Origin of the sequence: Sphingomonas sp. Leaf343 (assembly GCF_001423765.1) — a bacterium.
Classification (GTDB): domain Bacteria; phylum Pseudomonadota; class Alphaproteobacteria; order Sphingomonadales; family Sphingomonadaceae; genus Sphingomonas.
On record NZ_LMPG01000010.1, the window covers coordinates 422,086 to 444,234 of the forward strand.

Below are 22,149 nucleotides of genomic sequence, written 5' to 3' on the forward strand. Positions count from 1 at the left end.
TCTCCTACGCCTTGCGTCCGGCACCCTCGATCGCACCGTGCAGCGCCGCCTCGGCGATCCGCAGCCCCGCACCCGCTATCCGTTCCGCGGCCCAGCCGATCGCAGCCCCGGCCACGACATCGCTCCAGTAGTGCTTGCCGCCGCTCGGCTGGAGCGCCGCGACGGCGATCGCAGCCGCTTGCAGCGGCAGCCCGGCGCGCGGCGACTCGGTCGCCACTGCCTGTGCCACCGCCACCGCGCCAGCGGTGTGGCCGGACGGAAAGGAGTTGAGAGTCGTGTCCTCCGCCCCCTTCCCCTTGCTGACATGATGCCCCTCCTTCAGCGCGCGGGCAGGACGGGTGCGATCGATCGATGATTTCAGGACCGTCTTCACGCCCGTCGCGAGCAGATGGCTGGCCAGCATACGGACGCCGCTGCGCGTCACCGCAGGCTGCCGCGCCAGCGCGCCGATGACGATGGTCGCGACGGAAATCGCGATCAACGGTGGCTGGTCGGCAAGCTCCGCCGCCTCGACACCGGCGTTCAGCAGCGGTCCGTTCCTGCGTCGCGCCGCGCGATGCGTGGCAGCCCGTTCCGCGCGACCGGCGCGGTGCACGGCATTCTTCGCCTTACCCATTGGGGGCATCCTCCACATCGCTTTTGACCTGTGCGTGCGCGAGCATGGCGAACAAGCCCGCACCGCCGGCCAGATTGCCCAGCACCGCCGGCCCGATCAGCGCGAAGAGCGTCTGCGTCACCGTCGTTCGGCCATCGAACAGCAGCAGGAACGCCTCGTCCGATCCGACGACCGAGTGGCTGAACCCGGCAATCGCAACGATATAGGTGATGGCGAAAACGACCCAGAACGACTGCTCACGCGCATTGGGCAGGGTCCATGCGATGATCGCGATCAAGAAGCCCGCCGGGATCGCATTGAGGAACGTGTCCCACGCGCCGAGCTCCAGAATACGTTCCGATACGACGATCGCAGCATGACGCAACTCGGCATTCCCCAGCAGACCCGCGTCGATCAGTGCCGCGGCGATAGCGGTGCCGGTCATATTCGCACCCAGCACGATGCTCCACAGACGCAGTGTCCGCGTCAGCGCCCAGCGCGACGGGCGCGTCACCAGCGGTAGCATCGCGGTGACGGTGCTTTCCGTGAAAAGCTGCATACGTCCCAGAATGACGATCAGAAATCCCACCGGATAACCGAGCGCCACCACCAGCTCCGCCCAGTCCTCGGCCGGCAGGGCACGGTGGATCGCCGCCTCCGCGACCAGCGATGTCGTGATCGCCAGCCCGGCGGCAAGCCCCGACCAGAACAACGCCGCCGCCGGCCGCTTCAGTTCCGCCTCTCCGGTTTCGCGCACGGTACGATGCAGTTCGCGGGCGTCGGCTGCTTTCAGGTCCTCGACATCGTCGCCCTTGTCGGGTCCCGGTTCGTGAGACATCGGTGTATCGGATGAATCCATTGCGGGACTGTAACGGCCCGTCCCGCGCTTTGCTCCAGCGGAGCGCTTTGCGCGGGCGGGCGAGCACGCTAAGGCCCGCCGCCATGAACGATCCCGCCGTCATCCGCCGCCTTTACGGCCGTCGCCAGGGCCACAAGCTGCGGACCGGTCAGGCGGCGCTGGTCGAGGAGCTACTACCGCAGGTCGCGGTGCCGGAGGCGGGAGCGCTGGATGCCGCGACGCTGTTCGGCGACGACCGGCCGCTGCATCTGGAAATCGGCTTCGGCGCGGGCGAGCATCTCGCCGGGCAAGCCGCCGCCCATCCACAATCGGGCTTCATCGGGTGCGAGCCATTCCTGAACGGCGTCGTCGGCGCGCTCAACCATATCCGCGACGAACGGCTCGATAACGTCCGCCTGCACATGGGCGACGCTCTGGAGGTCGTCGAACGGCTGCCAGACGCGTCGCTGGAGCGCGTGTACCTGCTCCACCCCGATCCATGGCCGAAGGCGCGTCATGCCAAGCGCCGGATGATGAACCACGGCCCGCTCGACGCGATCGCCGCCAGGCTGAAACCGGGCGGCGAGTTCCGCTTGGGGACCGACGACCCGACCTATTGCCGCTGGTCGATGATGGTGATGAACCAGCGCCGCGATTTCGCGTGGCAGGCGCAGACGACCGCCGATTTCCTGACCCGCCCGGCGGACTGGCCGGAAACCCGTTACGAGCGCAAGGCGCGGCGACAGGGCCATGAGGTCTGGTATTTCCGGTACGTGCGCCTTTAGCGGCTGCGCCCCGGCCCGCCTCTGAGCACGACCAGCCAACTCTCTCAAACTCCTCGGTTATGCCGAGACATGGACGCCGGCCTTGTGCCATGTACAACCATCGTGGGTGGGTCCGGTCGAAGAAATGGACGGCGTGAGGGATCAGGGGGCATTGCCGCAATCGCGTAAAGGTCCGCACCGGGCTGCACCGTCGCGGCGGACACCGCGGTCGCCGACCGCGGCGGTTCACGGACGATGACCGACGCCAACTTCGACCGGCTGACCCCGCGCCAGCGCGATGTCCTGCGCGGTCTGGCGGCGCTGAAGTCGGCCAAGCGGATCGGCAACGATCTCGGCATCTCCGAATCCACCGTCTACGGCCATCTCGACAGCGCGGCCAAAACGCTGGCCGCGCCCGATCGCGCGACTGCGGCCCTCTGGTTTCAGGCGCATGAGCGGCAGCGGGACCCCCAAAAACCGTCCGGTCAACCTTTGCGGGTGGCTCCGGCCGAACCCGTGGCGGCAGGAAAGCCGATGTCGGCGGCGAGCGGTTCGCTGCGGCTTCCCTTTCGCGCCAAAGGATCGGCCTCCAATGACCTCAGTCCCCTCCAGCGTCTCGCGTGGATCCCGCTCCTCGCGCTCGCCTTTGCGGTCGGTTTCGGCATGCTCGCCGCAGGACTCAGCTTCGTCACCCACCTCGTCGTCGCCGTGTTCCATCAGGCATGACGACGCCGGCGCGGCGCAGCGCCTGTTCCTGCTGCTGCGGGAATTCGAACGCGCGCAGGACGCCGCCTTCGCCATCGGCGGAGAGGTCGCGGCGATGCTGGCGATGGCGCAGGCGGAGCAGCGGCTCGGGGCCGCCGTCGGACAACCGGTGTTCAAGGCGTTCAGCGAGGCGCTGGTCCACCTGTCGTCCGCCCGCGGCGCGACCGTCGACGGGCACCGGGCGCTGGAAAAGATCGCGCGCGTGTTCGACATCGCCTTCACGGCCGCCGACGAGGATTTCGGCGACAGCCGCAAATATCCGCCGTCGGGCATGGTCGGCGTCCGCGCCGAGCCGTCCGTCGCGGCCTGATGCGCCATCCGCTGTGGAACGATGGGGAGCGCGCTGATGCTTCACATCGTCGTCTTCAACGTCGTGCTGATCGCCGTCGTCGCCTTCGCCGTCTGGGGCGGGGGCGCACCGGAGCGCATCGTAGCGGGGCTGATGTTCGTGGCCAATGCGGCGACGGCCCTGCTGCCCTACGATCCCGGATCGACCTTCCTGTGGCTCGACTGGAGCGGGTTCGGGGTGGATGCGCTGCTGTTCGTCGCCTTCACGGCGGTGGCGCTGCGGGCCGATCGCTACTGGCCGATCTGGCTTGCGGCGCTGCAACTGGTGGCCGTCGCAATCCATCTCGTCAGGATCGTCGACCGCGCGCTGGTGCCGCTGGTCTATGCCTGGAGCATCGGGCAGATCGCCTATCCTTTAATGGCGCTGCTCGTCGCGGGGACGGTCCGGCATCGACAGCGGCTGCGGGATTTCGGCGATGACCCGTCCTGGAGCGGGGAAACCCGATGCACAGACGGGGCCGGACGTCCGGCTGACCCGCTGGTCTGACGAGGATCGCGTTGCGCTTCAACGATTGATGGAGGCGCTGAAGAAGGTCGCGGTGTCCGTCGCCCAGAGCCAGGAAGCGTCGCCCGAACCCTTCGGCACGATGCCCGCCCGCGGTCCGGATTCGCCGACCGACGCCGAAAAGGCGCGTGCCTTGTATCAGCAGCGGCGCAACCGCGACGCAGCCTTCGGGCGATTCGGCGCGGTGTTCAGCGAACCGGCCTGGGATATCCTGCTCGACCTGTTCATCGCGCATGAGGACGGGGTGTCGCGATCGACCGCCGACCTGATCGCGCGGCATGTCGCGCCTGCCAACGGGCGACGCTGGCTGCTGGTGCTCAGCGAATCGGGTCTCGCGCATCGCTGGACCGCGCCCAAGAGCGGTCAGGAGATGATCGGCATCACCCCGACCGCGATCGAGCTGATGCTGCGCTATCTCGACGGAGTGTAGATCAGGGCAGCAGCGCCTCGATCGCCTTCGCCAGTTCCTCGCCGCCGAACGGCTTCTGCAAAAGGCGGCTGTTCGCCACGCCTTCGAGTTCGTGGGCGGAGGCGCTGTCGCCGGTGATGTAGACGATCGGGAAGTCGGGCGCGATCTCCCGTGCGCAGCGGGCGATCTCCCATCCATCGACGCCGGCGCCGATGCGGATGTCCGCGACCAGCATCGCAATGTCGTCAAGCCCCATGCCGAGCACGCTCAGCGCCTCGCCACCGCTGCGCGCGCTGACGACGGCATAGCCACGGTCGGTCAGTCCTTCCTCAAGGAACGCAAGCACCGTCGGGTCATCTTCGACGATGAGCACGGTGCAGGACATTGTTCGATTCTCCCATGTCGGCATCCGGTCGCCGCCGCGATCGGCATAGGGACAGGTCCTTAGTTTTCGGTTGCCGCCACTTTAACCCGGTTGCGACGGAGCGTGCCCGCGATCGTCCGCACCGGAGCCTTGCCCGCTCCGACTCCAGACGGATGCCAGCCGCCGTGCGACCGCCCCCGCGACGCCCGGCCGGACCAGCAGCCAGTCGCGCATCGCCGGGCCTCGTTTCGCGCCGATCACCTGCTTGTAGCCGCTGTCGCCCGCACCCCAGTCGACCACGCCGATCTCCCGCGCCAGCATCGCCGAGAGATTGCGCCAGTAGAGCAGCTTGCCCGGTGAATGTTTGGCGAACGCCGGATCGTAGCTGTTGGCGATGGCATAACAGGTCCCGCCCGTCTCCATGTCGAACGAGAACGCCGCCGGCCGACCGTCGACCGTCAGCAGCGCCGCGCGCATCATCGCCGCCAGCGCCGGATCGCGTGCCGCCGCGCGCCAGAATGCCAGATGGCCATCATGCGTGAACTTGGCGTCGCGCCCGTTGGTGCGCGCGGCGATCCAGCTTTTGTGCTCGACCTCGCCCAGCATGTCGAACGCCGCTGGCCAGTCGTCCGCGCCCAGGAACCGCCACTCCAGCGCACCGTGTTCGGCCAGATGCTTCTCGTGGAACCGATTCTTCTTCAGCGTCGAGTTGCGCGGCCAGCCGCCTGCAGCCCGCAACGCCGCCAGATCGAGCAGCCAGCTGTCCGCGACGAACCGGTCCAGCACTGCCCAGCCCGCCGCGCGCGCCGCCGCGACCAGCGGCACGACCCCCGCATCGCCATCCGGCACAGGTCCGATCCTCAGCGCCCGCACGCCCCGTTCCAGCATCGGCAGCGCCACCGCAACCGCATCGGGATCGGCCAGCGGGAAACTGCGCAACGGCCAGTAGCATCCGGGCACTTCCGACAGTCCCAGCCAACGCGGCCCACGCGCCACCACCGGCAACGCCAGCCGGCCCTCCACCATCAGGGTCCGCGCGTTGTCACGTACGGCGGCGGCGTACCATGCCCGGCGCAGGAACCGGTGCGGGCCCGGCGCGGCCGCCGCCACCGCGTCGATCGCGGCGGGAAGCCCGTCATGCCAGATCGCGGAGGATGGACCGTTCATCGCGCACTCCCTAGACAGGAAGTCCTTACCAAGCACCGATACCAAGCCCAGAGGCATTGCGCATGATCCCCACCCTGCCCGGCGTGACGACCGTTGCCCAAACGATCGCGCTATCGCTGGCGCCGGTGTTCCTGCTCGCGGGCATCGGCCAGCTTCTGAACGTCCTCGCCGGCCGCCTCAGCCGCGTCGTCGACCGCACCCGCGCGCTGGAGGTGCTTCACCCGCGCTCCAGCGGGCCGGAGCATGACCGCCATGTCTGGGAACTGCGCCTGCTCGATCGCCGCATCTCGATCATCAACCACGCGCTGTTCCTTGCCGTGTCGAGCGCGATCATGACCTGCATCGTCATCGCCTGCCTGTTCATCGCGACGCTGGCGAAGCTGCATCTGGCGACGATCGTCGCGCTGTCGTTCATCCTCGCGATGATCCTGCTGGTGGCGGCGCTGGCCAGCTTCATGATCGAGGTCCGGGTGTCGCTGCGGGCGATCCACGTCCGGCAGGAACTGCTGAAGTGATCGAGAAACGCGCGCTACAAGCGGTGATCCTCGTCGCCTGCCTGTTGCCGCTGATCGTCGGCGGACAGGGTATCGTCCACGGTCCCGCCCCCTTCGGTCACCTGACCGACGTGCCGCGCGATCTCGACAGCCATTTCCGGTACATATCCGGCATCTTCTTCGCGACCGGCCTCGGCTTTCTTAGTTGCGTGCCGGCGGTCGAGACCAAGGGCCCCCGCTTCCGCCTGCTCGGCGGGCTGATCGTCGTCGGCGGACTGGCGCGCGGCGTATCGCTGCTCGCGGTCGGGGTGCCGTCGACCGGTCACGTCCTCGGACTGGGCATGGAGACGATCGTGGTGCCGCTGCTGATGCTGTGGCAGGCGGGCTTCGCGCGCCGTTATCTCGCCGGCGCGCCCGCCCCCGCCAGCCCGGCCCCGACGTCGGCGCTGGGCAGGTAATGCGGCGCGACCCGCGCCTTCGTCAGTTGCTCGTAGGCATAGCCCGCGCCCAGCACCGTCGCCTCGCCATATTTGTGGGCGATGAACGACAGCCCCACTGGCAACCCGCGCACCAGCCCCATCGGCACCGTCAGGTTCGGATAGCCCGCCACCGCCGGCAGTTCCGATGAGGACGGGCCGTCATACTGGTCGCCGTAAACCGGATCGGACAGCCACGCCGCCGCATAGGTCGGCTCGACCAGCAGCGTCGCGCGCGCATCCTCCAGCATCGCGTCGATCCCCTCCACACCTGCCAGCCGCAGCGACTTGGCGCGCGCTGCCCTATAAGCAGGATCGTTCAGCCCCTTCGTCTTCGCCGCCGCCTCGAACGTCTCCTGTTCGAAGAACGGCATCTCGGTCGCGCGGTTGGCCGCGTTGAACGCGATCACCTGATCCAGCGTCCGCGTCGTCACCGCCGCCGGCGTCGTCGCGAGATAACTATCGAGATCGGCCTTCAACTCGGTCTGGAGAACCAGCAACTCGGCCTCGCCCAGCCCGTCCAGCTTCGGCCGCTTCACCTCGACGAGAATCGCGCCCGCCGCCTTCAGCGTGTCGAGCGCCTTCTGGTAGGCGCGTTCAAGGTCGACGGGCATCTCCGGCCGCACGACGCCGATGCGCAGGCCCGACAGCGCGCTGGTCGACAGGCCCGCGACATAGTCCGTCGTCCTCGCCCCCTGTGTCGCGGCATCGGCCGGATCGGCGGCAACCATCGCCGACAGCATCGTCGCGACGTCGCGCACCGTCTTCGCCATCGGTCCGGGCGTATCCTGCGAATGGCTGATCGGCACGACATGCGTGCGGCTGACGAGGCCGATCGACGGCTTCAGCCCGACAAGCCCGTTGATCGCCGACGGACACACCACCGATCCGTCGGTTTCGGAGCCCACCGCCGCCGCCGCGAGGCTCGCCGCCACCGCCGCGCCGGAGCCCGACGACGATCCGCAGGCGGTCCGGTCCAGCGCATAGGGATTGCGGACCAGTCCGCCGACCGCGCTCCACCCGCTCATCGACCGGGTGGAGCGGATGTTCGCCCACTCGCTCAGGTTCGTCTTTCCCAGAATGATCGCGCCAGCCCGGCGCAACTCCGCCACCACGGGCGCGTCCCGCCGCGTCAGATTGTCCTTCAACGCCAGACTTCCGGCGGTCGTCGGCATCGCGTCCGCGGTTTCGATATTGTCCTTGATGAGGATCGGCACACCGTGCAGCGGCCCGCGCACCCGCCCGGCCTTCCGCTCCGCATCCAGCACCCTGGCCTGATCCAGCGCGTCGGGATTTATAGCGATCACCGACCGCAGCGTCGGTCCCTTCCGGTCCAGCTTGGCGATCCGGTCGAGATACGCCTTCACCAGATCGATGCTCGACGCCTTGCCCGCCTTCATCAGAGCTTGCAGATCGGCAATCGACTGTTCCTCGACGGGCACGAAGCGCGCCGCAGCCGGAATCGGGACGAGGCACAGGGCGAGCGCGGCAACCATCGACGAACGCTTCATCATTTCCCCCGAACCTTTGGATGCATGCCTACCAAAGCAGCCGCTTCATTGCGGCGCAACCATTTCGGTGGCGACATGGCCCTGCCATGTGAACTACCAAACGCTAACCTGCGTTATCACCACCACCCGCATGTCAGGATCCGTCTTGCCCGCCTTCGCGAAGATCCTCGGCAAAATCCTGTTGTTCGTCGTGATCGGCGTCTGCTTTGCTGCAACCATCGTTCCTCGCTATCTCGATCGCCTCTATTACGCGGGGCCAGAGAGCGGTCATTTCGATGGCGAGCATTTCGCCAACCCGGATGGCGACGACGACACGATCCGCCCTCCCGGTGGCGGCGGGCGCGCGTCCTTCTTCTGGCGCTATCTGACGGGCAGCGACGGCCGCCCGCTCTGGCCCGACACGGTTCCGATCCGCGCGGCCCGGTCCGGGGACCTGCTGCCGCCCCTGCCCTCCACCCCGACCCCGGTCGCCGCCTCGTCGGCAGAGGTCGCGCGCACGCCGATGCGGGTGACGTGGGTGGGCCATGCGTCGGTGCTGGTGCAGGTGCCCGGCTTCAACATCCTGACCGACCCGGTCTGGGCGGAGAAAGCCGGGCCGCTCGGCTTCGGTCCTCGGCGCGTCGCGCGACCCGGCATCGCGCTGGCCGACTTGCCGCGGATCGATCTCGTGCTCGTCAGCCACAATCACTACGACCATCTCGATCTCGCCACGCTGCAGACGATCTGGCGACGCGACCGGCCGATGATCGTCACCAGTCTGGGCAACGACGCCATCCTGCGCTCTCGCGGCATACCCGCCGTGGCCGCGGACTGGCGGCAATGGGTGGCGGTGAGAGGTCGCCCGCAGATCGCGCCTGCGCGTTACTGGAACGATACGATCCGCGTGGCCGTGACGCGCAACCACCATTGGGGCAGCCGCTGGTTCACCGATCGCAACCGCGCGCTCTGGTCCAGCTTCGTGGTACACCTGCCCGGCGGCAATGTCTTTTTCGCAGGCGATACCGGCTTCGGCGACGGCCGCTGGCCCGGCGAAGCGGCCGCATTCGGCCCGATCCGGCTGGCGCTGATCCCGATCGGGGCGTTCCGCTTCGTACCCGGCCAGATGTCCAGCGGCAGCCATATCGGTCCGATCCAGGCAGCCGAAGTCCGCGCCCGACTGGGTGCGACCACGGCGATCCCGATCCACTGGGGCACCTTCCGCCTGTCCTACGAACAGTTCCGCACACCGCCCGCCTTGCTGAAGGCGGTCACGGCCTGCCGCGGCCAACGCGGCTTCGACATGGTCCGGATCGGCCGCCCGGTCGATGTCGCGCCCTATACTCCCTTCCGCGAACGAGGGGCGGCGGGACTCGCCGGATGCCTGAACACGCCGGCGGTGAGATCGCTACGGTAGATCACGCCGTTCACGTCACCTTCCCGGCAGGGCCGGGGAAGTGTCCGGCTGAGCTGCCAGCAGGGTCTGGTCGACGGCGAACCCCGCCCTCACCCCATGCGATAGAAACACAGCTTGTTGCCATCCGGATCGCGCACATACGCGCCGTAGAAGTCCATCGCGTCCGGGCCGCGCGACCCCGGCGCCCCGTCGTCCGTCGCCCCCAGTTCCAGTGCCCGCGCATACACCACGTCGACCTGCGCCCGGCTGGCCATGCCCAGCGCGACCATCGTGCCGTTACCGGGCTTCGCGATCCCCCCGTCATAGGGCCGCGTGATCGCCAGCATCGGCTCGCCGCGCTTCGTCCCGTAGAGCGTGAACCCGCGCGCATCGGGCAATGTCGACAGCCGCCGCCCGCCGAGTTCACCGATCAGGCCGTCATAGAAATCCAGTGCCCTCGGCTGGTCGTTGGTGCCGAGCGTTACGTAACCGATCACGAGCGTGGTCCTTCCGGGGGCAGCAGGTCGAGCACCACCGCCGTCATCGCCACCGCGCCGGTGACGATCGCCGGCTCCGGCGCGATCTTGAAGAGAGGGGAGTGGTGCGACGGCACCGGCGGTCCGCCATTGCGGGCGGCGTCGATCGCCGCCTGCGGCGTGCCGCCGACCGAGAAGTAATAGCTCTTCACCCCCGTCTCCGGCTGCACGAAATAGGCGAAGTCCTCCGCGCCCATACCCTTCTGGCGAAAGACTGCGACCTTGTCCGCGCCCAATGTCTTCGCAAGCGTCGCGTTGAGGCGGCGGGCCAGCGCTGCGTCGTTGATCGTCGTCGGCGTGCCTTCGGTCACGGTCACGACCGGCATCCTGTCCTCGGCCATGCCGTTCATCACACCGACGCCGCGCGCGACCTGCTTGACTCCGGCGATCAGCCTCGCCCGTGTCGCCTCGTCATTGGCGCGCACCGTCACCTGCAATCTGGCGACGTCGGAGATGATGTTGTGTTTCAACCCGGCGTGGAACGATCCGACCGTGATGACGCCGGGATCGAGCGGCTGGCGGTCTCGGCTGATGACCCCCTGAAGGGCAATGACGAGCTGTGACGCCATGTATACCGGGTCCTTGCCCATATGCGGGCTAGCCCCGTGTGCGCCGACCCCGGGCACGGTGATGTCGACCGAATCGGACGACGAGTACTGGATGCCCTCGGACGCCGACACCGTTCCGGTCGCGCGTTCGGAGTCGACGTGGAAGGCCAGTGCGTATTCCGGCTTGGGAAAGCGCGTGTAGAGCCCGTCCTTCAACATCGCCTCCGCGCCCCCGACCCGCTCTTCCGCGGGCTGCACCACGAACACCACCGTCCCGCGCCACCGATCCTTCAACGCGGCCAGCCTCCGTGCCGTCGCGACGAGCGCGGTGATGTGCGTGTCATGGCCGCAGGCGTGCATCACCGGCGCTTCGACGCCGTCGACACCGACCTGCCGCACCGTCGATGCGTTCGGAAGGCTGGATTTCTCCTCGACGGGCAGGCCGTCCATATCGGCGCGGACCAGCACGACGGGCCCAACACCGTTCTTCAGCACGCCGACCACGCCGGTGCCGCCGACCTTCTCCGTCACGACCACGCCAGGCACCGCCTTTAATGCGGCGGCCATGCGCGCGGCGGTCTTCACCTCCTTCATCGACAGTTCGGGATTGCGGTGGAACCAGTCCCACATCTGCCCCAGATCGCGATCGTAATCGGCTTTGACGGCCGCGGCCCAATCGGGCGTCTGCGCCGCGACGGGCGATATCCCGGCAACGAGCAGCCCGGCGGCGATGATGTGGCGCATGTCTCGGCTCCCCCCTGATACCGGACAGCATAGCCGTGCTTGCGGCTGGCGCCAGTGGCCCCGCTGCGGTTAAAGCCCGATGCCATGTTCGACCTCGACGCCTACCTCGCCCGCATCGACATGCCGGCCCGCCCCACCCTCGACGCCGCCGGTCTCGCCCGCCTGCAACTCGCGCATCGTCTGGCGGTGCCGTTCGAGAATATCGACGTGGCGCTCGGCCGCGGCATCGCGATCGACGGCGCAGCGGTGTTCGACAAGCTGGTGACGGCGCGTCGCGGAGGGTATTGCTTCGAACAGGACCGGCTGTTCCGCGATGCGCTGGCGGCGCTGGGCTTCGCGGTTCGCCCGCTACTGGCGCGCGTATGGCTGGACATGACCACCCCGCCACCACTGACTCACACCTTCAGCCTCGTAACGGTCGAGGGCCAGCACTGGATCGCCGATGCCGGCTTCGGCGGCAGCTATGCCCCGCCGATGCCGCTGGTCGACGGGGCCGAGGCGACGGCGCCGGACGGTGCCCGCTTCCTGCTGGTCGTGGAGGGCGACGGATGGCTGCTGCTACGCGACGGACCGGCGGCGACGACCGACGGTCGCGGCGGCGGTGCCGGGTGGCAGCGTCAATACGGCTTCACGCTGGCGACCGTGGAACAGGCCGACCTCGCGCTCAGCAACCACTGGACCTCGACCGCACCGGGCACGCGCTTCACCAGCCACGTCGTCGCCAGCATCGTCCTGCCGCACGGTTTCGCGGGGCTGACGGACCGCGCCTATCGCCGTCGCGCTGGCGACAACGAGACCGCGGGTATGATCGACGACCCGCGCGTCTACCGCATGCGCCTCGGCCTGATGTTCGGCATCGCCCTGACGAAGGAGGAGGTCGCCGGACTGGGCCTCTTCACCTGACATCCTCCCTCGCGAGGGCGAGGACCGGTTCACCCCACGAACGCCCGTTCGATCACGTAGGTCCCGGGCTGCGAGTTCGAACCCTCCACGAAACCCAGCTCGTCCAGCATCTTCGCCGTCTGGTGGATCATCTCGGTCGAACCGCACAGCATGACGCGGTCGTTTTCCGGGTCGAGATGCTGCGGCCCCTGCAAGCGCTCGGCGAACAGGCTGCCGTCCTCGATCAGGCCGCCGATCCGCTTCGACGTGTGGAACGGCTCGCGCGTCACGGTCGGCACGTAATGGAACTGCGCCGCCGCCTCGTCCGCAACCAACGGATCGTCCTTCAATCGCGACGACAGTTCATCGTGATAGGCGAGGTCCGACACGCGCCGCACCGAGTGGACGATCACCACCTCGTCGAACATCCCGTACACGTCGGGATCGCGCGCCAGGCTCAGGAAAGGCGCGAGGCCCGTGCCCGTCGCGAACATGAAAAGGCGCTTCCCGCCGAGCAGTGCATCGGTCACCAGCGTGCCAACCGGCTTCTTGCCCAGATACAGCTCGTCGCCCGCCTCGATCGACTGGAGGCGCGAGGTCAGCGGACCGTCCGGCACCTTGATCGACAGGAATTCCAGCTCTTCCGCATAATGCTGCGAGCAGATCGAATAGGCGCGCATCAGCGGCTTCTTGTCGCCCGGCAAGCCGATCATCACGAACTCGCCCGAGCGGAAGCGGAACGTCTCTGGCCGCTCAATCGCGAACGAGAACAGATGCTCGTTCCAGTGGCGCACCCACAGCACCTTCGACGTCAGGAAAGTGGCATTCTCCGGGATCAGCGCAGGCGCGCGCTCCGCGGTCGTGACAGTGTCGGTCATCAAGCTTCCGATGTTTTGCGAACAATGCGCAATATGGGCGGCTCCGCTGCATTGCAACCATAGCGCATCTTGGGCACGCCCCACGTTGCCTGTTCCGCTCCCGTTCCCCATATTCGCCCGCATGGCCATCCAGATCCGCACGAACCTGTCCGAACCGGAAACCGGCGAGAACTTCGTACCCCACCGCCCCGCCCGCCCCGAAAAGGTGGAGGGCGGCAAACGCTTCGAACTGGTCAGCGAATACACCCCCTCCGGCGACCAGCCGACCGCGATCCGCGAACTCGTGGATACCGCACTGACGGGTGAGAAAGATCAGGTGCTGCTCGGCGTCACCGGCTCGGGCAAGACCTTCACGATGGCCAAGGTGATCGAAGCATTGCAGCGCCCCGCCCTGATCCTCGCGCCGAACAAGATCCTCGCGGCGCAGCTTTACGGCGAGTTCAAGTCGTTCTTTCCGAACAACGCGGTCGAATATTTCGTCAGCTATTACGACTATTACCAGCCCGAGGCGTACGTCCCCCGGTCGGACACGTACATCGAGAAGGAATCGTCGATCAATGAAGCGATCGACCGGATGCGCCACTCGGCGACGCGATCGCTGCTGGAGCGGGACGACGTCATCATCGTCGCGTCGGTATCGTGCCTGTACGGCATCGGCTCGGTCGAAACCTATTCGGCAATGATCTTCGACCTGAAAAAGGGCCAGACCGTCGACCAGCGCGAGATCGTCCGCAAGCTCGTCGCGCTCCAGTACAAGCGCAATGACGCGGCCTTCCAGCGCGGCAATTTCCGCGTGAAGGGCGACACGCTGGAACTCTTCCCGTCGCACTATGAAGACAGCGCGTGGCGGATCAGCTTCTTCGGCGACGATATCGAGGAGATCGTCGAATTCGATCCTTTGAGCGGGAAGAAATCGGCCACCCTCAACAGCGTGCGCGTCTACGCCAACAGCCACTATGTCACGCCCGGCCCGACGATGAAGCAGGCCGCCGAGGCCATCAAGCACGAGCTGTCCGAACGGCTGAAGGAGCTGGAGGCGGAGGGGAAGCTGATCGAACACCAGCGTCTCGAACAGCGCACGCATTTCGATCTGGAGATGATCGCCGCGACCGGCAGCTGCAACGGCATCGAGAATTACAGCCGCTTCCTGACCGGCCGCCTGCCCGGCGAGCCGCCGCCCACGCTGTTCGAATATCTACCCGAAAACGCGCTGCTGTTCGTCGACGAGTCGCACCAGACGATCGGGCAGATCAACGGCATGTCGCGCGGCGATCACCGTCGGAAGATCACGCTGGCCGAGTATGGCTTCCGCCTGCCCTCCGCGATCGACAATCGGCCGCTGCGCTTCAACGAATGGGACGCCATGCGCCCGCAGACCGTCTGCGTCTCGGCAACGCCCGGCCCGTGGGAGATGGAGCAGACCGGCGGTGTCTTCGCCGAACAGGTCATCCGCCCGACCGGGCTGATCGACCCGCCGATCGAGATCAAGCCGGTCGAGGAGCAGGTGCAGGATCTGATCGTCGAATGCCGCAAGACCGCGGAGGCCGGCTACCGCACGCTCGTCACTACCCTGACCAAGCGGATGGCCGAAGACCTGACCGAGTTCATGCACGAGGCGGGCATCAAGGTCCGCTACATGCACAGCGACGTGGAGACGCTGGAGCGCATCGAACTGATCCGCGACCTGCGGCTGGGCGTCTACGACGTGCTGATCGGCATCAACCTGCTGCGCGAGGGGCTGGACATCCCCGAATGCGGGCTGGTCGCGATCCTCGACGCCGACAAGGAGGGCTTCCTGCGCTCCGAAACCTCGCTGATCCAGACGATTGGCCGCGCCGCGCGCAACGTCGACGGCCGCGTCATCCTCTATGCCGACCGCATCACCGGATCGATGGAGCGGGCGATGAACGAAACCGGCCGCCGCCGCGAGAAGCAGGAAGAATACAACACCATCCACGGCATCACGCCGACGACGATCCGCCGCAACATCGGCGACATCATCGCACACGTATCGCAGGGCGATCAGGTCACCATCCCGATCGACGAGGACCGCCCGCACATGGTCGGCCACAATCTGCGCGCCTATATCGAGGACCTCGAGAAGCAGATGCGCAAGGCCGCGTCGGACCTCGAATTCGAAACCGCCGGTCGTTTGCGGGACGAGATTCGCGCGCTGGAAAACGACGAACTCGGCCTGCCCAGCCACGAACAGAAAGCGCCCGTCATGGGCCGCAGCAACGAGGGCAAGCCGGGCACGCGCAAGACCCGCTACGGCAAGGAGTCGAAGATGCGGATGGGCGGGCGGCGCGGCGGGCGATGAGATACCCGCTCGCCAGCTTGTGGATTGCGGCGTTCCTGACCGCCGCAATCCTGATCGTGTCCGGTTATCATCGCGCGCCCGACATGCTGGCGCTACGCCTGTCGCTGGTGGGCAGCCCGATCCTCCTGCCGCTGCTGATCGCCAGTGCCGGCGATCGGCATACGAGGACGATCTGGAGCGCGGTGCTGGCGATCCTGTCGATGGGATGGGGCTATGTATTGTACGCCGCCGTGGTCGCAGGCCCGGGCGACGGCTCCAGCTTCGCGATCGTGATTGGCTGGCTGGCCAGCGCGATCTCGACTGCCGTGGCCGTGCTGGGCGTCCTGTACGTCTGGCTGCTCCGGGTCTTGCGGCGAAACGATCGCTTGATCGTCCCGCCGCCCTCGCCCGTTTAGCCCGCGTTCAGATCCTCGCCGGATACGCCGTAATAGCTGGCGACGCGGTCGGCATAGGCCTGGTCGAACACCGGCGCGTTGTTGGACCAGCTCGGCCCGCCCTCCAGCAGGCGACGGTCGACGGTGATGACGTACAGGTCGCGCACCGGGTCGAACTGGAGCAGACCGAATGGTACCGGGTAGAAGCTCTTGCCCATCCCGAGGAACCCGCCGAGCGACAGTACCGCATGCGTGGTGCGACCCGACCCCTTGTGGACCATGAACGAATAGACCTGCCCCACCGCATCACCGTCGCGGCTTTCCACCTTCAGCGTGTGCGCAACGTTGGACTGGATCAGCAACTGGGTGGGGGCCTGTTCGGTAGACATGAATTACTCCGTGGTGGTCGCCGGTCGAACCTGTGGCGCGGCCTGCCGGTTCCATGCCCGAACGGCGGCGTACGCGGGTTGAGCATCGCTGCTGCCGTGCCTAGACGAGGGCGATGCGCGCTTCCCCCCTGTTGCTCACCCTGATCGTCGCCGGCTGCGTCGCCCCTCCCGTACAGCGCGCACCTGCGCCAACAGCGCCCGTCGCACTGCCGCCGCCGCCGAAACCCGTCGCGTTATCAGGCGATTGGCAGGACTGGCCGGTGACGCCCGGGACATGGAGCTATCGCCGCGACGCCCGTGGCAGCCTCGCCTTGTTTGGGCCGACCGGCAGCGACGCCGGCCTGACTATCCGCTGCGACATGGCCGCGCGGCAGATCTATCTTTCCCGCAGCGGTGCGGCGGTGACTCCGCTGACGATCCGCACGACCAGTACGACCCGCGCGATCGCGGTCCAGTCGACCGGCGGCACTCCGCCCTATGTCGCCGCCGCCTTCGCTGCGACCGACCCGCTGCTCGACGCGATGGCGTTCAGCCGGGGCCGTTTCGTCATCCAGCAGCCGACCGCGCCGACGTTGGTGATCCCCCCGTATGCGGAGGTCGGCCGCGTCGTACAGGACTGCCGCTGAACGGCTGGTCGCAAGTCCGCAGAAACCCCTTGTATCCGGCGCTCCGACACCGCACATTCCGATCGTGACCGGTGCCGGTCACATGGCTATCAACAAGCGAAAGGAGGTGATCCGATGTCTCATGGTTCAGCAGTGGGGTCGGTTCAGTTCGTTCGGGGGACTCGCTTCTGACATCCGTTTGAATCGTGCCGGGGGGTATCCTCCCCCAGTCAACGGCATGACGAGGATGTCAGAGGCATCATGGTTTCCCGGGCTGGAGCTCTCCGGCCGCTGACCATGTTTAGGGGTTGTCGGGTCGCCGGGAGGCGCTCGACAACCTCTTCTCATATCTATCGCAGTTGCCTCCGGGTTTTACGGCCGGGGACTTTGGGGCCAAGGTCCTCGCCCGATGCGTCGGCGATACGGGCCGAAGGCCGAACCGCCGACGGGAAGTCGGCAGAATCCTCCGCACGCGACGCCATTTCGCTCAGCGCCGCTCGGGCCAAGACCGTCGCAACCGCGTGACATCGCGCAGTATCCGCGTCATCCTGCGCTGCGTCGGCCACGACTCGGTCGGCGTGGCATAAAGGACGCGGCATGCTTCCGGCTCCCCTTCTCTGTGCGCTCGCGATCGTCAGTGGCTGGCGTCATGCGAACCGCCGACGCTATCCTAAAACGGCTCGTATCGCAGGCGATCTCAGCGACCTTGGAATGCTGGGCGTGCTCTGCTGGGGGCTCCTGTATATCCCGCTGGCGAGCTACCTGCTGCTCTCGAAAATAGTGAGCATCGGCGGCTGGAACGCCGCCGGTCATCTTCATCCGGCGGGCAGCGCGCCCCTCCTTCTGCTGGCAGGCGTATCTTTCGTGGCGGCGGTACCGATTGCCGCGCACGCCAAAGCGGTCATCGCCAAGTTTGCAGATCGGCCGAAGCTGGTTTTGGTGGTCCTCGCCGTTACCACGGTAGTCGTAATGCCGATCGGGCAGGCGATCGGCACCGTCGTCATCGCGGCGACGGCGGAGAAGGCGGCGAACGCCGTCCCGCTGATGTTCGTCACGGGCTGGACCGCGGGTATCGCTCTGGTTTGCAGCAGCGCCGTTAAGGCCTGTGTCGACATCTGGCAGCGGCGGCTGAATACCGGTAGCGCGACACACTAGACGCCCGTCAACCCGCGCTCGCCCTGGCGGCGAGCCGATCCACATCCCTGCGCCCGCGGACCACATATCGTCCCGAAAGGGGCTGTCACAAAAAGGATTGCGCCCGCTTCAGCACCTGATTGCAGACCTGCGTCTTGACGCGGCCTTTCAGGCTGGCGAGCGACAGTCCTTCATCGCCGCCCGTCTGCACGGTTCCCCGTTGGCCGGCGAGGAAACCGGGGGAGTTCGCCACACCTTGCTGCCCGGCCAACTTGCCGAGGATGCCGCTCGCGTTCGCGCCGCCGAGGACGTTGTTCTTCACGCAATAGCCCAGCAACCCGGCGGCATTGCCCGCGCCGATCGCGCCCAGTTGCGGCAGTCCCCCGCCCAGCAGACCGCCCGCCTGCTCCAGCAACCCGCCGGCACGCGGTGCGGCGGTTTGCGGTGCGGAGTTCGTCTGCGCCACGGCGATGGCGGGTGAGACCAAAAGGGCGGTCGCGAGCAGGGTTTTCATATCCGGTCTCTTCGATAGAGGATTACGACCGTCAACAGCCCGGCCGTCCGGCCGTTCCCGATTCAACCCGTCTCTGCGAAGGACGAGCGGCGAAGCGACGGAAGAGTTAAGGCGAACCGCACCGTCCCGTCGTCACGCCGCCCCTTACCTAGATTCCGACCACGCCGCCGTCATCCTTGGTGATGACGATCGTCGCCGACCGGGGACGTGACGTGCCCGTCGCGGCACCGGTCTGGGTATTCGGCCAGCTTGACGTGTTGTTGCCGGCACCACCGCCCTCGCCGGGATGCTGGATGTTTACGAACAGCGACTTGCCGTCCGGGGTGGAGTGGATGCCGGTGATCTCGCACTGTTTCGGCCCGACCAGGAACCGGCGCAGCGTCGTGCCGGGCGCCTTGCCGATCCGCGTCGTCGCGCTGCTCGAAGCACCGTTCAGCGAATTGACGACGGTCCGCGTCCCGCCGTCGCCGACCGTGCCGGGGATCGCCGCCAGCATCATGCAGTTGGTTACGTCGGTGTACGATCCGTCATCGGTCTGCAACCACAGCAACGGCGTCGCCTGACCCGTGACGTTGCTCGACAGGCCGAACCACATGCCGTCCGGCGACGAGAAGTCGTTTGTGGCATCCAGCTGCGACAGGTTGATGTTCGCCGGGTCGAGGTCGGATCCCGCACCGAAGGCGTAGATGTCCCATGTGAAGGTCGTCGCTTCCGACGTATCCGCCGTCTCGCGCAGGCGAACCACATGGCCGTTGACGTTGCCGGTGCTCGCCGCCCGGCCATCGACCTTCGGGTCGGTGTAGGCGCGCGGGTTGACGGCATCGACGCGGCCCGCAGAGCGCGACGAGTTGTTGGTCAGCGTGCAGTACATCTCGCCCGTTGCCGGGTTGACCGCGGTCCATTCCGGACGATCCATCGGCGTCGCGCCCAGCGCGTCGGCGGCGAGGCGGCAATTGACCAGCACGTCCGCCTGATCGGCAAAGGCGTAGGTCGTATTGGCGCTGGTCAGCGGCCCCTGACCAAATACCAGCGGCAGCCACTGGCCGCTCCCGTCCGCAGCGAACTTGGCGACGTACAGCGTGCCCGAGTCGAGATATTTGTCGCCGATCGCCAGCCGGTTGGTGGCCGTGGCATCCGCCGCCGACCACGGCGTCGCCGACACGAACTTGTAGATATACTCGTTCTGGGCATCGTCCCCCATGTAGAAGGCGGGCTTGACGCCGGCGATCATCCGGCCGGCCTCGCAGCCCTCATGGTTCATGCGGCCCAGCGCGGTGCGCTTGCGCGGAGTCGAGGCGGGGTCGAACGGATCGATCTCCACCACCCAGCCGAAGGTGAAGGGTTCGTGGCTGAAATCGCCCGTGCCGTCGGTCGGCGTGCCTGCGACCATCGTCGCGTTCCAGCGCGCGAAGACGGTGCTGCTGGCGTCGGTCGGTACCGCGGTCGACCACGCGTAATTGCCCGCGCGGCCCTGACCGATGCCGTAACGGGCCAGCGAGACGTTCTCCTTGGCGCGGCCGGCGGCGGTACGGGCGGCGACGTCGCCGGTGTCGCGACGGAAATATCCCGCCCAATTCTCTTCGCAGGTCAGATAGGTGTGCCACGGCATCGTGCCGTTCGCGCAATTGTTGATCGTGCCGCGACCGGCGGTGCCGTCGGTCGACTGCCGCGTGCGCAGGATGGCATTGCCGCGCACCGGCCCGCTGAAGCTCATCGGCGTGTTCGGCGTGATGCGGCGGTTGAGCGACGATCCCTGCGTGTAGCTCCAGGCGCCCGTGGCGGAAGCACGGGCGACCTCGATCACCGAAACGCCGTGCGCCTCGATCTCCTTGATCGCCTCTGCGGCGGGACGTGCGCCACCCACCGACGTGACGCCGGCGGTGTGTAGATACGACTCGGTGATATTCTCGTGATTCATCGCCAGCAGGCCGCGCAGGCTGCTGGTCGGGTCCGGCGCGCTGCCGCTGGCGGACAGGCCGAAATAGCTCATGCCGTCATGATGGTCGCCCGCGCGCTGCGCGAAGTTCGAATCGGTGCCGTCATTGGCATAGGCGGGAACGCTGGCGGAGATCGGATCGCCCAGCCGGTACAGCACCGACACGCTGTAACCGGTCGGCACCGCGACCACGTCTGCCAGACTCTTCGACACGGCGGTGAAGCCCAGCATCGTCGGCATCAGCGTGACCGTCGTCTCCGACAGCGAACGTACGCCATCCGGGCTGGTCGCGGTGAAGCGGAACACCAGCGGCGTCTGCGCAGTCACGGCGGGCGCGGAGAAGGTGGCGGTGTTGGTCGTCGCGCCGCTCAGGTTCACCGGCGTGCCGGACGTCTGCTCCCACTGGACCGACGCCGCCGTGCCGCTGGTGATCGAACCGGCGAGTTGCACCGTCTTGCCGCCGCTGGTGGTGATGTTCTGGCCGGCGCTGACGACCGCGGTTTCGCCGCCATCGTCGTCGCCGTCGCCGCAGGCCGTCAGCAGCATGCCGCCGAACGCCGCCGCCCCGGCCGCGCGCAGGCCACCCATCAGCGTCTGGCGACGCGAATAGCGGACCGCGATCAGGTCGCTGAGATGCCGGTTCTGCGAGCGGTTGGTATCGACGTCGCCATCGTCATAGGCGAGCGCGTCGGCGTTCAGGATCGTCATCTGGTGTCCCCCGGTATGGCCGTGGCCGGCCGATGGGGGCGCAATGCAGGTGTCGCATAACAACACCGTGACGTACGCGTTGCGAAATGGCGACAGCTTGGCGTCAGTTCGATGACAGCGCCTTCATCAAGTCACTGGCGAGGCGCCGGATTCGTTCAAATGCCGCCGTCCGTCACCTCCCGCCCGGTCGCGACCAGTGCGGCCGTCAGATCGGCGATGCAGGCATCGACCTGCGCCGCATCCGGGCTGCGGACGACGAAGTTCGCACCCACCCGACCCTCGCGGAAAAAGGGATAGCTGCCGATCGCGATGCCACCTTCCGCATCGGCATACGCCTTCTCCGTCGCTCTCAGCAGGTCGGCCACCTCGCTCTCCGCGACCCAGCAACCGATCGTGCGCGACACGACGGGACGTCCTCCCTCCAGCGTACCGGTCAGCCGGTCGAGCATCCCCGCCGTGATGTGCGGCACGCCCGCCATGATGAAGATATTTCCCCAGCGGATGCCCGGTGCGCCCGACACGCGGTTCTCGATCAGCGTCGCGCCCTCCGGCACGCGCGCCATCCGCGCCCGCGCCTCCGTCATGCCGCCGCGCGTCTGGTAATAGGCCTCCAGCGTCGCCAGTGCGTCCGGATGATGGACGACCGAGACGCCCAGCGCCGCCGCGATCGCATCGACGGTGATGTCGTCATGCGTCGGGCCGATGCCCCCCGTCGTGAACAGGTAATCGTTGCGCGCGCGAAGCGTGTTCACCGCCTCGACGATCGCCTCCTCCCGGTCCGCGACGACGCGGACCTCGGCGAGGCGGATCCCCTGCACGTTGAGCCAGGCCGCCAGTTGCGCGACGTTTTTGTCCTGCGTCCGGCCAGACAGGATCTCGTCGCCGATCACGACGAGGGCGGCGGTCCAGATGCGGCTGCTCTCCATAGCGCCCGCATAGCCTCGCAAAGCGCCGCCCGCCACGCTATATCAGC

25 protein-coding genes are annotated in these 22,149 nt (G+C 67.3%); 13 read left to right on the forward strand and 12 right to left on the reverse strand.

Annotation, left to right across the window (positions count from 1 at the left end):
• Positions 1-4: 4 nt before the first annotated feature.
• Positions 5-616 (reverse strand): phosphatase PAP2 family protein, encoded by a 612-nt coding sequence (locus ASG07_RS07215; protein ID WP_055843824.1) that lies wholly within the window; start codon positions 614-616, stop codon positions 5-7.
• Entirely contained in the window at positions 609-1,433 is an 825-nt protein-coding gene (locus ASG07_RS07220) for a formate/nitrite transporter family protein (protein WP_055843827.1), read from the reverse strand. The genes ASG07_RS07215 and ASG07_RS07220 overlap by 8 nt, the downstream gene beginning before the upstream one ends.
• Before the next feature lie 104 nt (positions 1,434-1,537).
• On the opposite strand from ASG07_RS07220, the gene trmB reads away from it, so the two are divergent.
• The 5 genes from trmB (at position 1,538) to ASG07_RS07245 (ending at position 4,245) form a co-directional block, all read left to right on the forward strand.
• The gene (gene trmB, locus ASG07_RS07225) at positions 1,538-2,218 is read left to right on the forward strand and encodes a tRNA (guanosine(46)-N7)-methyltransferase TrmB (RefSeq protein WP_055843829.1); all 681 of its coding nucleotides are present in this window, start codon (positions 1,538-1,540) and stop codon (positions 2,216-2,218) included.
• A gap of 234 nt (positions 2,219-2,452) precedes the next feature.
• Entirely contained in the window at positions 2,453-2,923 is a 471-nt protein-coding gene (locus ASG07_RS07230; protein ID WP_055843831.1) for a response regulator transcription factor, read from the forward strand.
• Between the two features lie 94 nt (positions 2,924-3,017).
• Positions 3,018-3,272, forward strand: coding sequence for a hypothetical protein (locus tag ASG07_RS07235; RefSeq protein WP_055843833.1), 255 nt, complete (start codon positions 3,018-3,020; stop codon positions 3,270-3,272).
• 36 nt (positions 3,273-3,308) lie between these two features.
• Positions 3,309-3,797, forward strand: coding sequence for a hypothetical protein (locus ASG07_RS07240; RefSeq protein ID WP_156361775.1), 489 nt, complete (start codon positions 3,309-3,311; stop codon positions 3,795-3,797).
• Positions 3,727-4,245 carry a hypothetical protein gene (locus ASG07_RS07245; protein ID WP_156361776.1) on the forward strand — a complete coding sequence of 173 codons (519 nt, stop codon included), beginning with the start codon at positions 3,727-3,729 and terminating at the stop codon, positions 4,243-4,245. The genes ASG07_RS07240 and ASG07_RS07245 overlap by 71 nt, the downstream gene beginning before the upstream one ends.
• 1 nt (position 4,246) lies before the next feature.
• Here the strand turns inward: ASG07_RS07245 and ASG07_RS07250 are convergent, their stop codons facing one another.
• Both ASG07_RS07250 and ASG07_RS07255 read right to left on the reverse strand, forming a co-directional pair.
• The gene (locus ASG07_RS07250; RefSeq protein ID WP_168377317.1) at positions 4,247-4,609 is read right to left on the reverse strand and encodes a response regulator; all 363 of its coding nucleotides are present in this window, start codon (positions 4,607-4,609) and stop codon (positions 4,247-4,249) included.
• A gap of 81 nt (positions 4,610-4,690) precedes the next feature.
• Positions 4,691-5,755: a GNAT family N-acetyltransferase gene (locus tag ASG07_RS07255; protein WP_055843841.1), complete on the reverse strand. Its 1,065-nt coding sequence runs from the start codon at positions 5,753-5,755 to the stop codon at positions 4,691-4,693.
• Positions 5,756-5,817: 62 nt separating this feature from the next.
• On the opposite strand from ASG07_RS07255, the gene ASG07_RS07260 reads away from it, so the two are divergent.
• On the forward strand, positions 5,818-6,270 hold the full coding sequence (locus tag ASG07_RS07260; protein ID WP_055843843.1) for a DUF2721 domain-containing protein: 453 nt from the start codon (positions 5,818-5,820) through the stop codon (positions 6,268-6,270).
• On the forward strand, positions 6,267-6,707 hold the full coding sequence (locus tag ASG07_RS07265; protein WP_055843845.1) for a DUF4345 domain-containing protein: 441 nt from the start codon (positions 6,267-6,269) through the stop codon (positions 6,705-6,707). The genes ASG07_RS07260 and ASG07_RS07265 overlap by 4 nt, the downstream gene beginning before the upstream one ends.
• On the opposite strand, the gene ASG07_RS07270 is transcribed toward ASG07_RS07265, so the two are convergent.
• Complete coding sequence (locus ASG07_RS07270) at positions 6,647-8,239, reverse strand: amidase (protein ID WP_055843847.1); 1,593 nt, start codon at positions 8,237-8,239, stop codon at positions 6,647-6,649. The two genes, ASG07_RS07265 and ASG07_RS07270, sit on opposite strands and share 61 nt — an antisense overlap.
• A gap of 127 nt (positions 8,240-8,366) precedes the next feature.
• Here ASG07_RS07270 and ASG07_RS07275 point away from each other — a divergent pair, with 127 nt between their 5' ends.
• Positions 8,367-9,629 (forward strand): MBL fold metallo-hydrolase, encoded by a 1,263-nt coding sequence (locus ASG07_RS07275; protein WP_055843849.1) that lies wholly within the window; start codon positions 8,367-8,369, stop codon positions 9,627-9,629.
• Positions 9,630-9,718: 89 nt separating this feature from the next.
• Here the strand turns inward: ASG07_RS07275 and ASG07_RS07280 are convergent, their stop codons facing one another.
• A complete protein-coding gene (locus tag ASG07_RS07280) occupies positions 9,719-10,105 on the reverse strand; it encodes a VOC family protein (RefSeq protein ID WP_055843851.1) in 387 nt (128 codons plus the stop codon).
• Entirely contained in the window at positions 10,102-11,436 is a 1,335-nt protein-coding gene (locus tag ASG07_RS07285; RefSeq protein WP_055843853.1) for an amidohydrolase, read from the reverse strand. The genes ASG07_RS07280 and ASG07_RS07285 overlap by 4 nt, the downstream gene beginning before the upstream one ends.
• Positions 11,437-11,520: 84 nt before the next feature.
• Here ASG07_RS07285 and ASG07_RS07290 point away from each other — a divergent pair, with 84 nt between their 5' ends.
• Positions 11,521-12,339: an arylamine N-acetyltransferase family protein gene (locus tag ASG07_RS07290; protein WP_055843856.1), complete on the forward strand. Its 819-nt coding sequence runs from the start codon at positions 11,521-11,523 to the stop codon at positions 12,337-12,339.
• A 29-nt stretch (positions 12,340-12,368) separates the two neighbouring features.
• Here ASG07_RS07290 and ASG07_RS07295 read toward each other — a convergent pair whose 3' ends face one another.
• A complete protein-coding gene (locus ASG07_RS07295) occupies positions 12,369-13,196 on the reverse strand; it encodes a ferredoxin--NADP reductase (protein WP_055843858.1) in 828 nt (275 codons plus the stop codon).
• 121 nt (positions 13,197-13,317) lie between these two features.
• Between ASG07_RS07295 and uvrB the strand changes: the two genes are divergently transcribed.
• Positions 13,318-15,516 carry an excinuclease ABC subunit UvrB gene (uvrB, locus tag ASG07_RS07300; RefSeq protein WP_055843860.1) on the forward strand — a complete coding sequence of 733 codons (2,199 nt, stop codon included), beginning with the start codon at positions 13,318-13,320 and terminating at the stop codon, positions 15,514-15,516.
• On the forward strand, positions 15,513-15,911 hold the full coding sequence (locus ASG07_RS07305; protein WP_055843862.1) for a hypothetical protein: 399 nt from the start codon (positions 15,513-15,515) through the stop codon (positions 15,909-15,911). Before uvrB ends, ASG07_RS07305 begins: the two co-directional genes overlap by 4 nt.
• Here the strand turns inward: ASG07_RS07305 and ASG07_RS07310 are convergent.
• A complete protein-coding gene (locus ASG07_RS07310) occupies positions 15,908-16,279 on the reverse strand; it encodes a PRC-barrel domain-containing protein (RefSeq protein ID WP_055843864.1) in 372 nt (123 codons plus the stop codon). The genes ASG07_RS07305 and ASG07_RS07310 overlap by 4 nt on opposite strands.
• Before the next feature lie 113 nt (positions 16,280-16,392).
• Here ASG07_RS07310 and ASG07_RS07315 point away from each other — a divergent pair, with 113 nt between their 5' ends.
• Together ASG07_RS07315 and ASG07_RS07320 are read left to right on the forward strand one after the other, a co-directional pair.
• Positions 16,393-16,905 (forward strand): hypothetical protein, encoded by a 513-nt coding sequence (locus ASG07_RS07315; protein WP_055843866.1) that lies wholly within the window; start codon positions 16,393-16,395, stop codon positions 16,903-16,905.
• Positions 16,906-17,481: 576 nt separating this feature from the next.
• Positions 17,482-18,039 (forward strand): hypothetical protein, encoded by a 558-nt coding sequence (locus ASG07_RS07320; protein WP_156361777.1) that lies wholly within the window; start codon positions 17,482-17,484, stop codon positions 18,037-18,039.
• A gap of 85 nt (positions 18,040-18,124) precedes the next feature.
• Here ASG07_RS07320 and ASG07_RS07325 read toward each other — a convergent pair whose 3' ends face one another.
• From ASG07_RS07325 to ASG07_RS07335, 3 genes are all read right to left on the reverse strand, one after another.
• On the reverse strand, positions 18,125-18,532 hold the full coding sequence (locus tag ASG07_RS07325; RefSeq protein WP_055843870.1) for a DUF2501 domain-containing protein: 408 nt from the start codon (positions 18,530-18,532) through the stop codon (positions 18,125-18,127).
• A gap of 148 nt (positions 18,533-18,680) precedes the next feature.
• Entirely contained in the window at positions 18,681-21,176 is a 2,496-nt protein-coding gene (locus tag ASG07_RS07330) for a PhoX family protein (protein WP_201780974.1), read from the reverse strand.
• 155 nt (positions 21,177-21,331) lie between these two features.
• On the reverse strand, positions 21,332-22,102 hold the full coding sequence (locus tag ASG07_RS07335) for a competence/damage-inducible protein A (protein WP_055843872.1): 771 nt from the start codon (positions 22,100-22,102) through the stop codon (positions 21,332-21,334).
• Positions 22,103-22,149 lie beyond the last annotated feature (47 nt).

Bases quoted from the DNA above. Each gene is read 5' to 3' on its own strand.
- ASG07_RS07215 (WP_055843824.1), bottom strand. From the start codon at position 616: ATGGGTAAGGCGAAGAATGCCGTGCACCGCGCCGGTCGCGCGGAACGG.
- ASG07_RS07220 (WP_055843827.1), bottom strand. From the start codon at position 1,433: ATGTCTCACGAACCGGGACCCGACAAGGGCGACGATGTCGAGGACCTG.
- trmB (WP_055843829.1), top strand. From the start codon at position 1,538: ATGAACGATCCCGCCGTCATCCGCCGCCTTTACGGCCGTCGCCAGGGC.
- ASG07_RS07230 (WP_055843831.1), top strand. From the start codon at position 2,453: ATGACCGACGCCAACTTCGACCGGCTGACCCCGCGCCAGCGCGATGTC.
- ASG07_RS07235 (WP_055843833.1), top strand. From the start codon at position 3,018: ATGCTGGCGATGGCGCAGGCGGAGCAGCGGCTCGGGGCCGCCGTCGGA.
- ASG07_RS07240 (WP_156361775.1), top strand. From the start codon at position 3,309: ATGCTTCACATCGTCGTCTTCAACGTCGTGCTGATCGCCGTCGTCGCC.
- ASG07_RS07245 (WP_156361776.1), top strand. From the start codon at position 3,727: ATGACCCGTCCTGGAGCGGGGAAACCCGATGCACAGACGGGGCCGGAC.
- ASG07_RS07250 (WP_168377317.1), bottom strand. From the start codon at position 4,609: ATGTCCTGCACCGTGCTCATCGTCGAAGATGACCCGACGGTGCTTGCG.
- ASG07_RS07255 (WP_055843841.1), bottom strand. From the start codon at position 5,755: ATGAACGGTCCATCCTCCGCGATCTGGCATGACGGGCTTCCCGCCGCG.
- ASG07_RS07260 (WP_055843843.1), top strand. From the start codon at position 5,818: ATGATCCCCACCCTGCCCGGCGTGACGACCGTTGCCCAAACGATCGCG.
- ASG07_RS07270 (WP_055843847.1), bottom strand. From the start codon at position 8,239: ATGATGAAGCGTTCGTCGATGGTTGCCGCGCTCGCCCTGTGCCTCGTC.
- ASG07_RS07275 (WP_055843849.1), top strand. From the start codon at position 8,367: ATGTCAGGATCCGTCTTGCCCGCCTTCGCGAAGATCCTCGGCAAAATC.
- ASG07_RS07285 (WP_055843853.1), bottom strand. From the start codon at position 11,436: ATGCGCCACATCATCGCCGCCGGGCTGCTCGTTGCCGGGATATCGCCC.
- ASG07_RS07290 (WP_055843856.1), top strand. From the start codon at position 11,521: ATGTTCGACCTCGACGCCTACCTCGCCCGCATCGACATGCCGGCCCGC.
- ASG07_RS07295 (WP_055843858.1), bottom strand. From the start codon at position 13,196: ATGACCGACACTGTCACGACCGCGGAGCGCGCGCCTGCGCTGATCCCG.
- uvrB (WP_055843860.1), top strand. From the start codon at position 13,318: ATGGCCATCCAGATCCGCACGAACCTGTCCGAACCGGAAACCGGCGAG.
- ASG07_RS07305 (WP_055843862.1), top strand. From the start codon at position 15,513: ATGAGATACCCGCTCGCCAGCTTGTGGATTGCGGCGTTCCTGACCGCC.
- ASG07_RS07310 (WP_055843864.1), bottom strand. From the start codon at position 16,279: ATGTCTACCGAACAGGCCCCCACCCAGTTGCTGATCCAGTCCAACGTT.
- ASG07_RS07315 (WP_055843866.1), top strand. From the start codon at position 16,393: ATGCGCGCTTCCCCCCTGTTGCTCACCCTGATCGTCGCCGGCTGCGTC.
- ASG07_RS07320 (WP_156361777.1), top strand. From the start codon at position 17,482: ATGCTTCCGGCTCCCCTTCTCTGTGCGCTCGCGATCGTCAGTGGCTGG.
- ASG07_RS07325 (WP_055843870.1), bottom strand. From the start codon at position 18,532: ATGAAAACCCTGCTCGCGACCGCCCTTTTGGTCTCACCCGCCATCGCC.
- ASG07_RS07330 (WP_201780974.1), bottom strand. From the start codon at position 21,176: ATGACGATCCTGAACGCCGACGCGCTCGCCTATGACGATGGCGACGTC.
- ASG07_RS07335 (WP_055843872.1), bottom strand. From the start codon at position 22,102: ATGGAGAGCAGCCGCATCTGGACCGCCGCCCTCGTCGTGATCGGCGAC.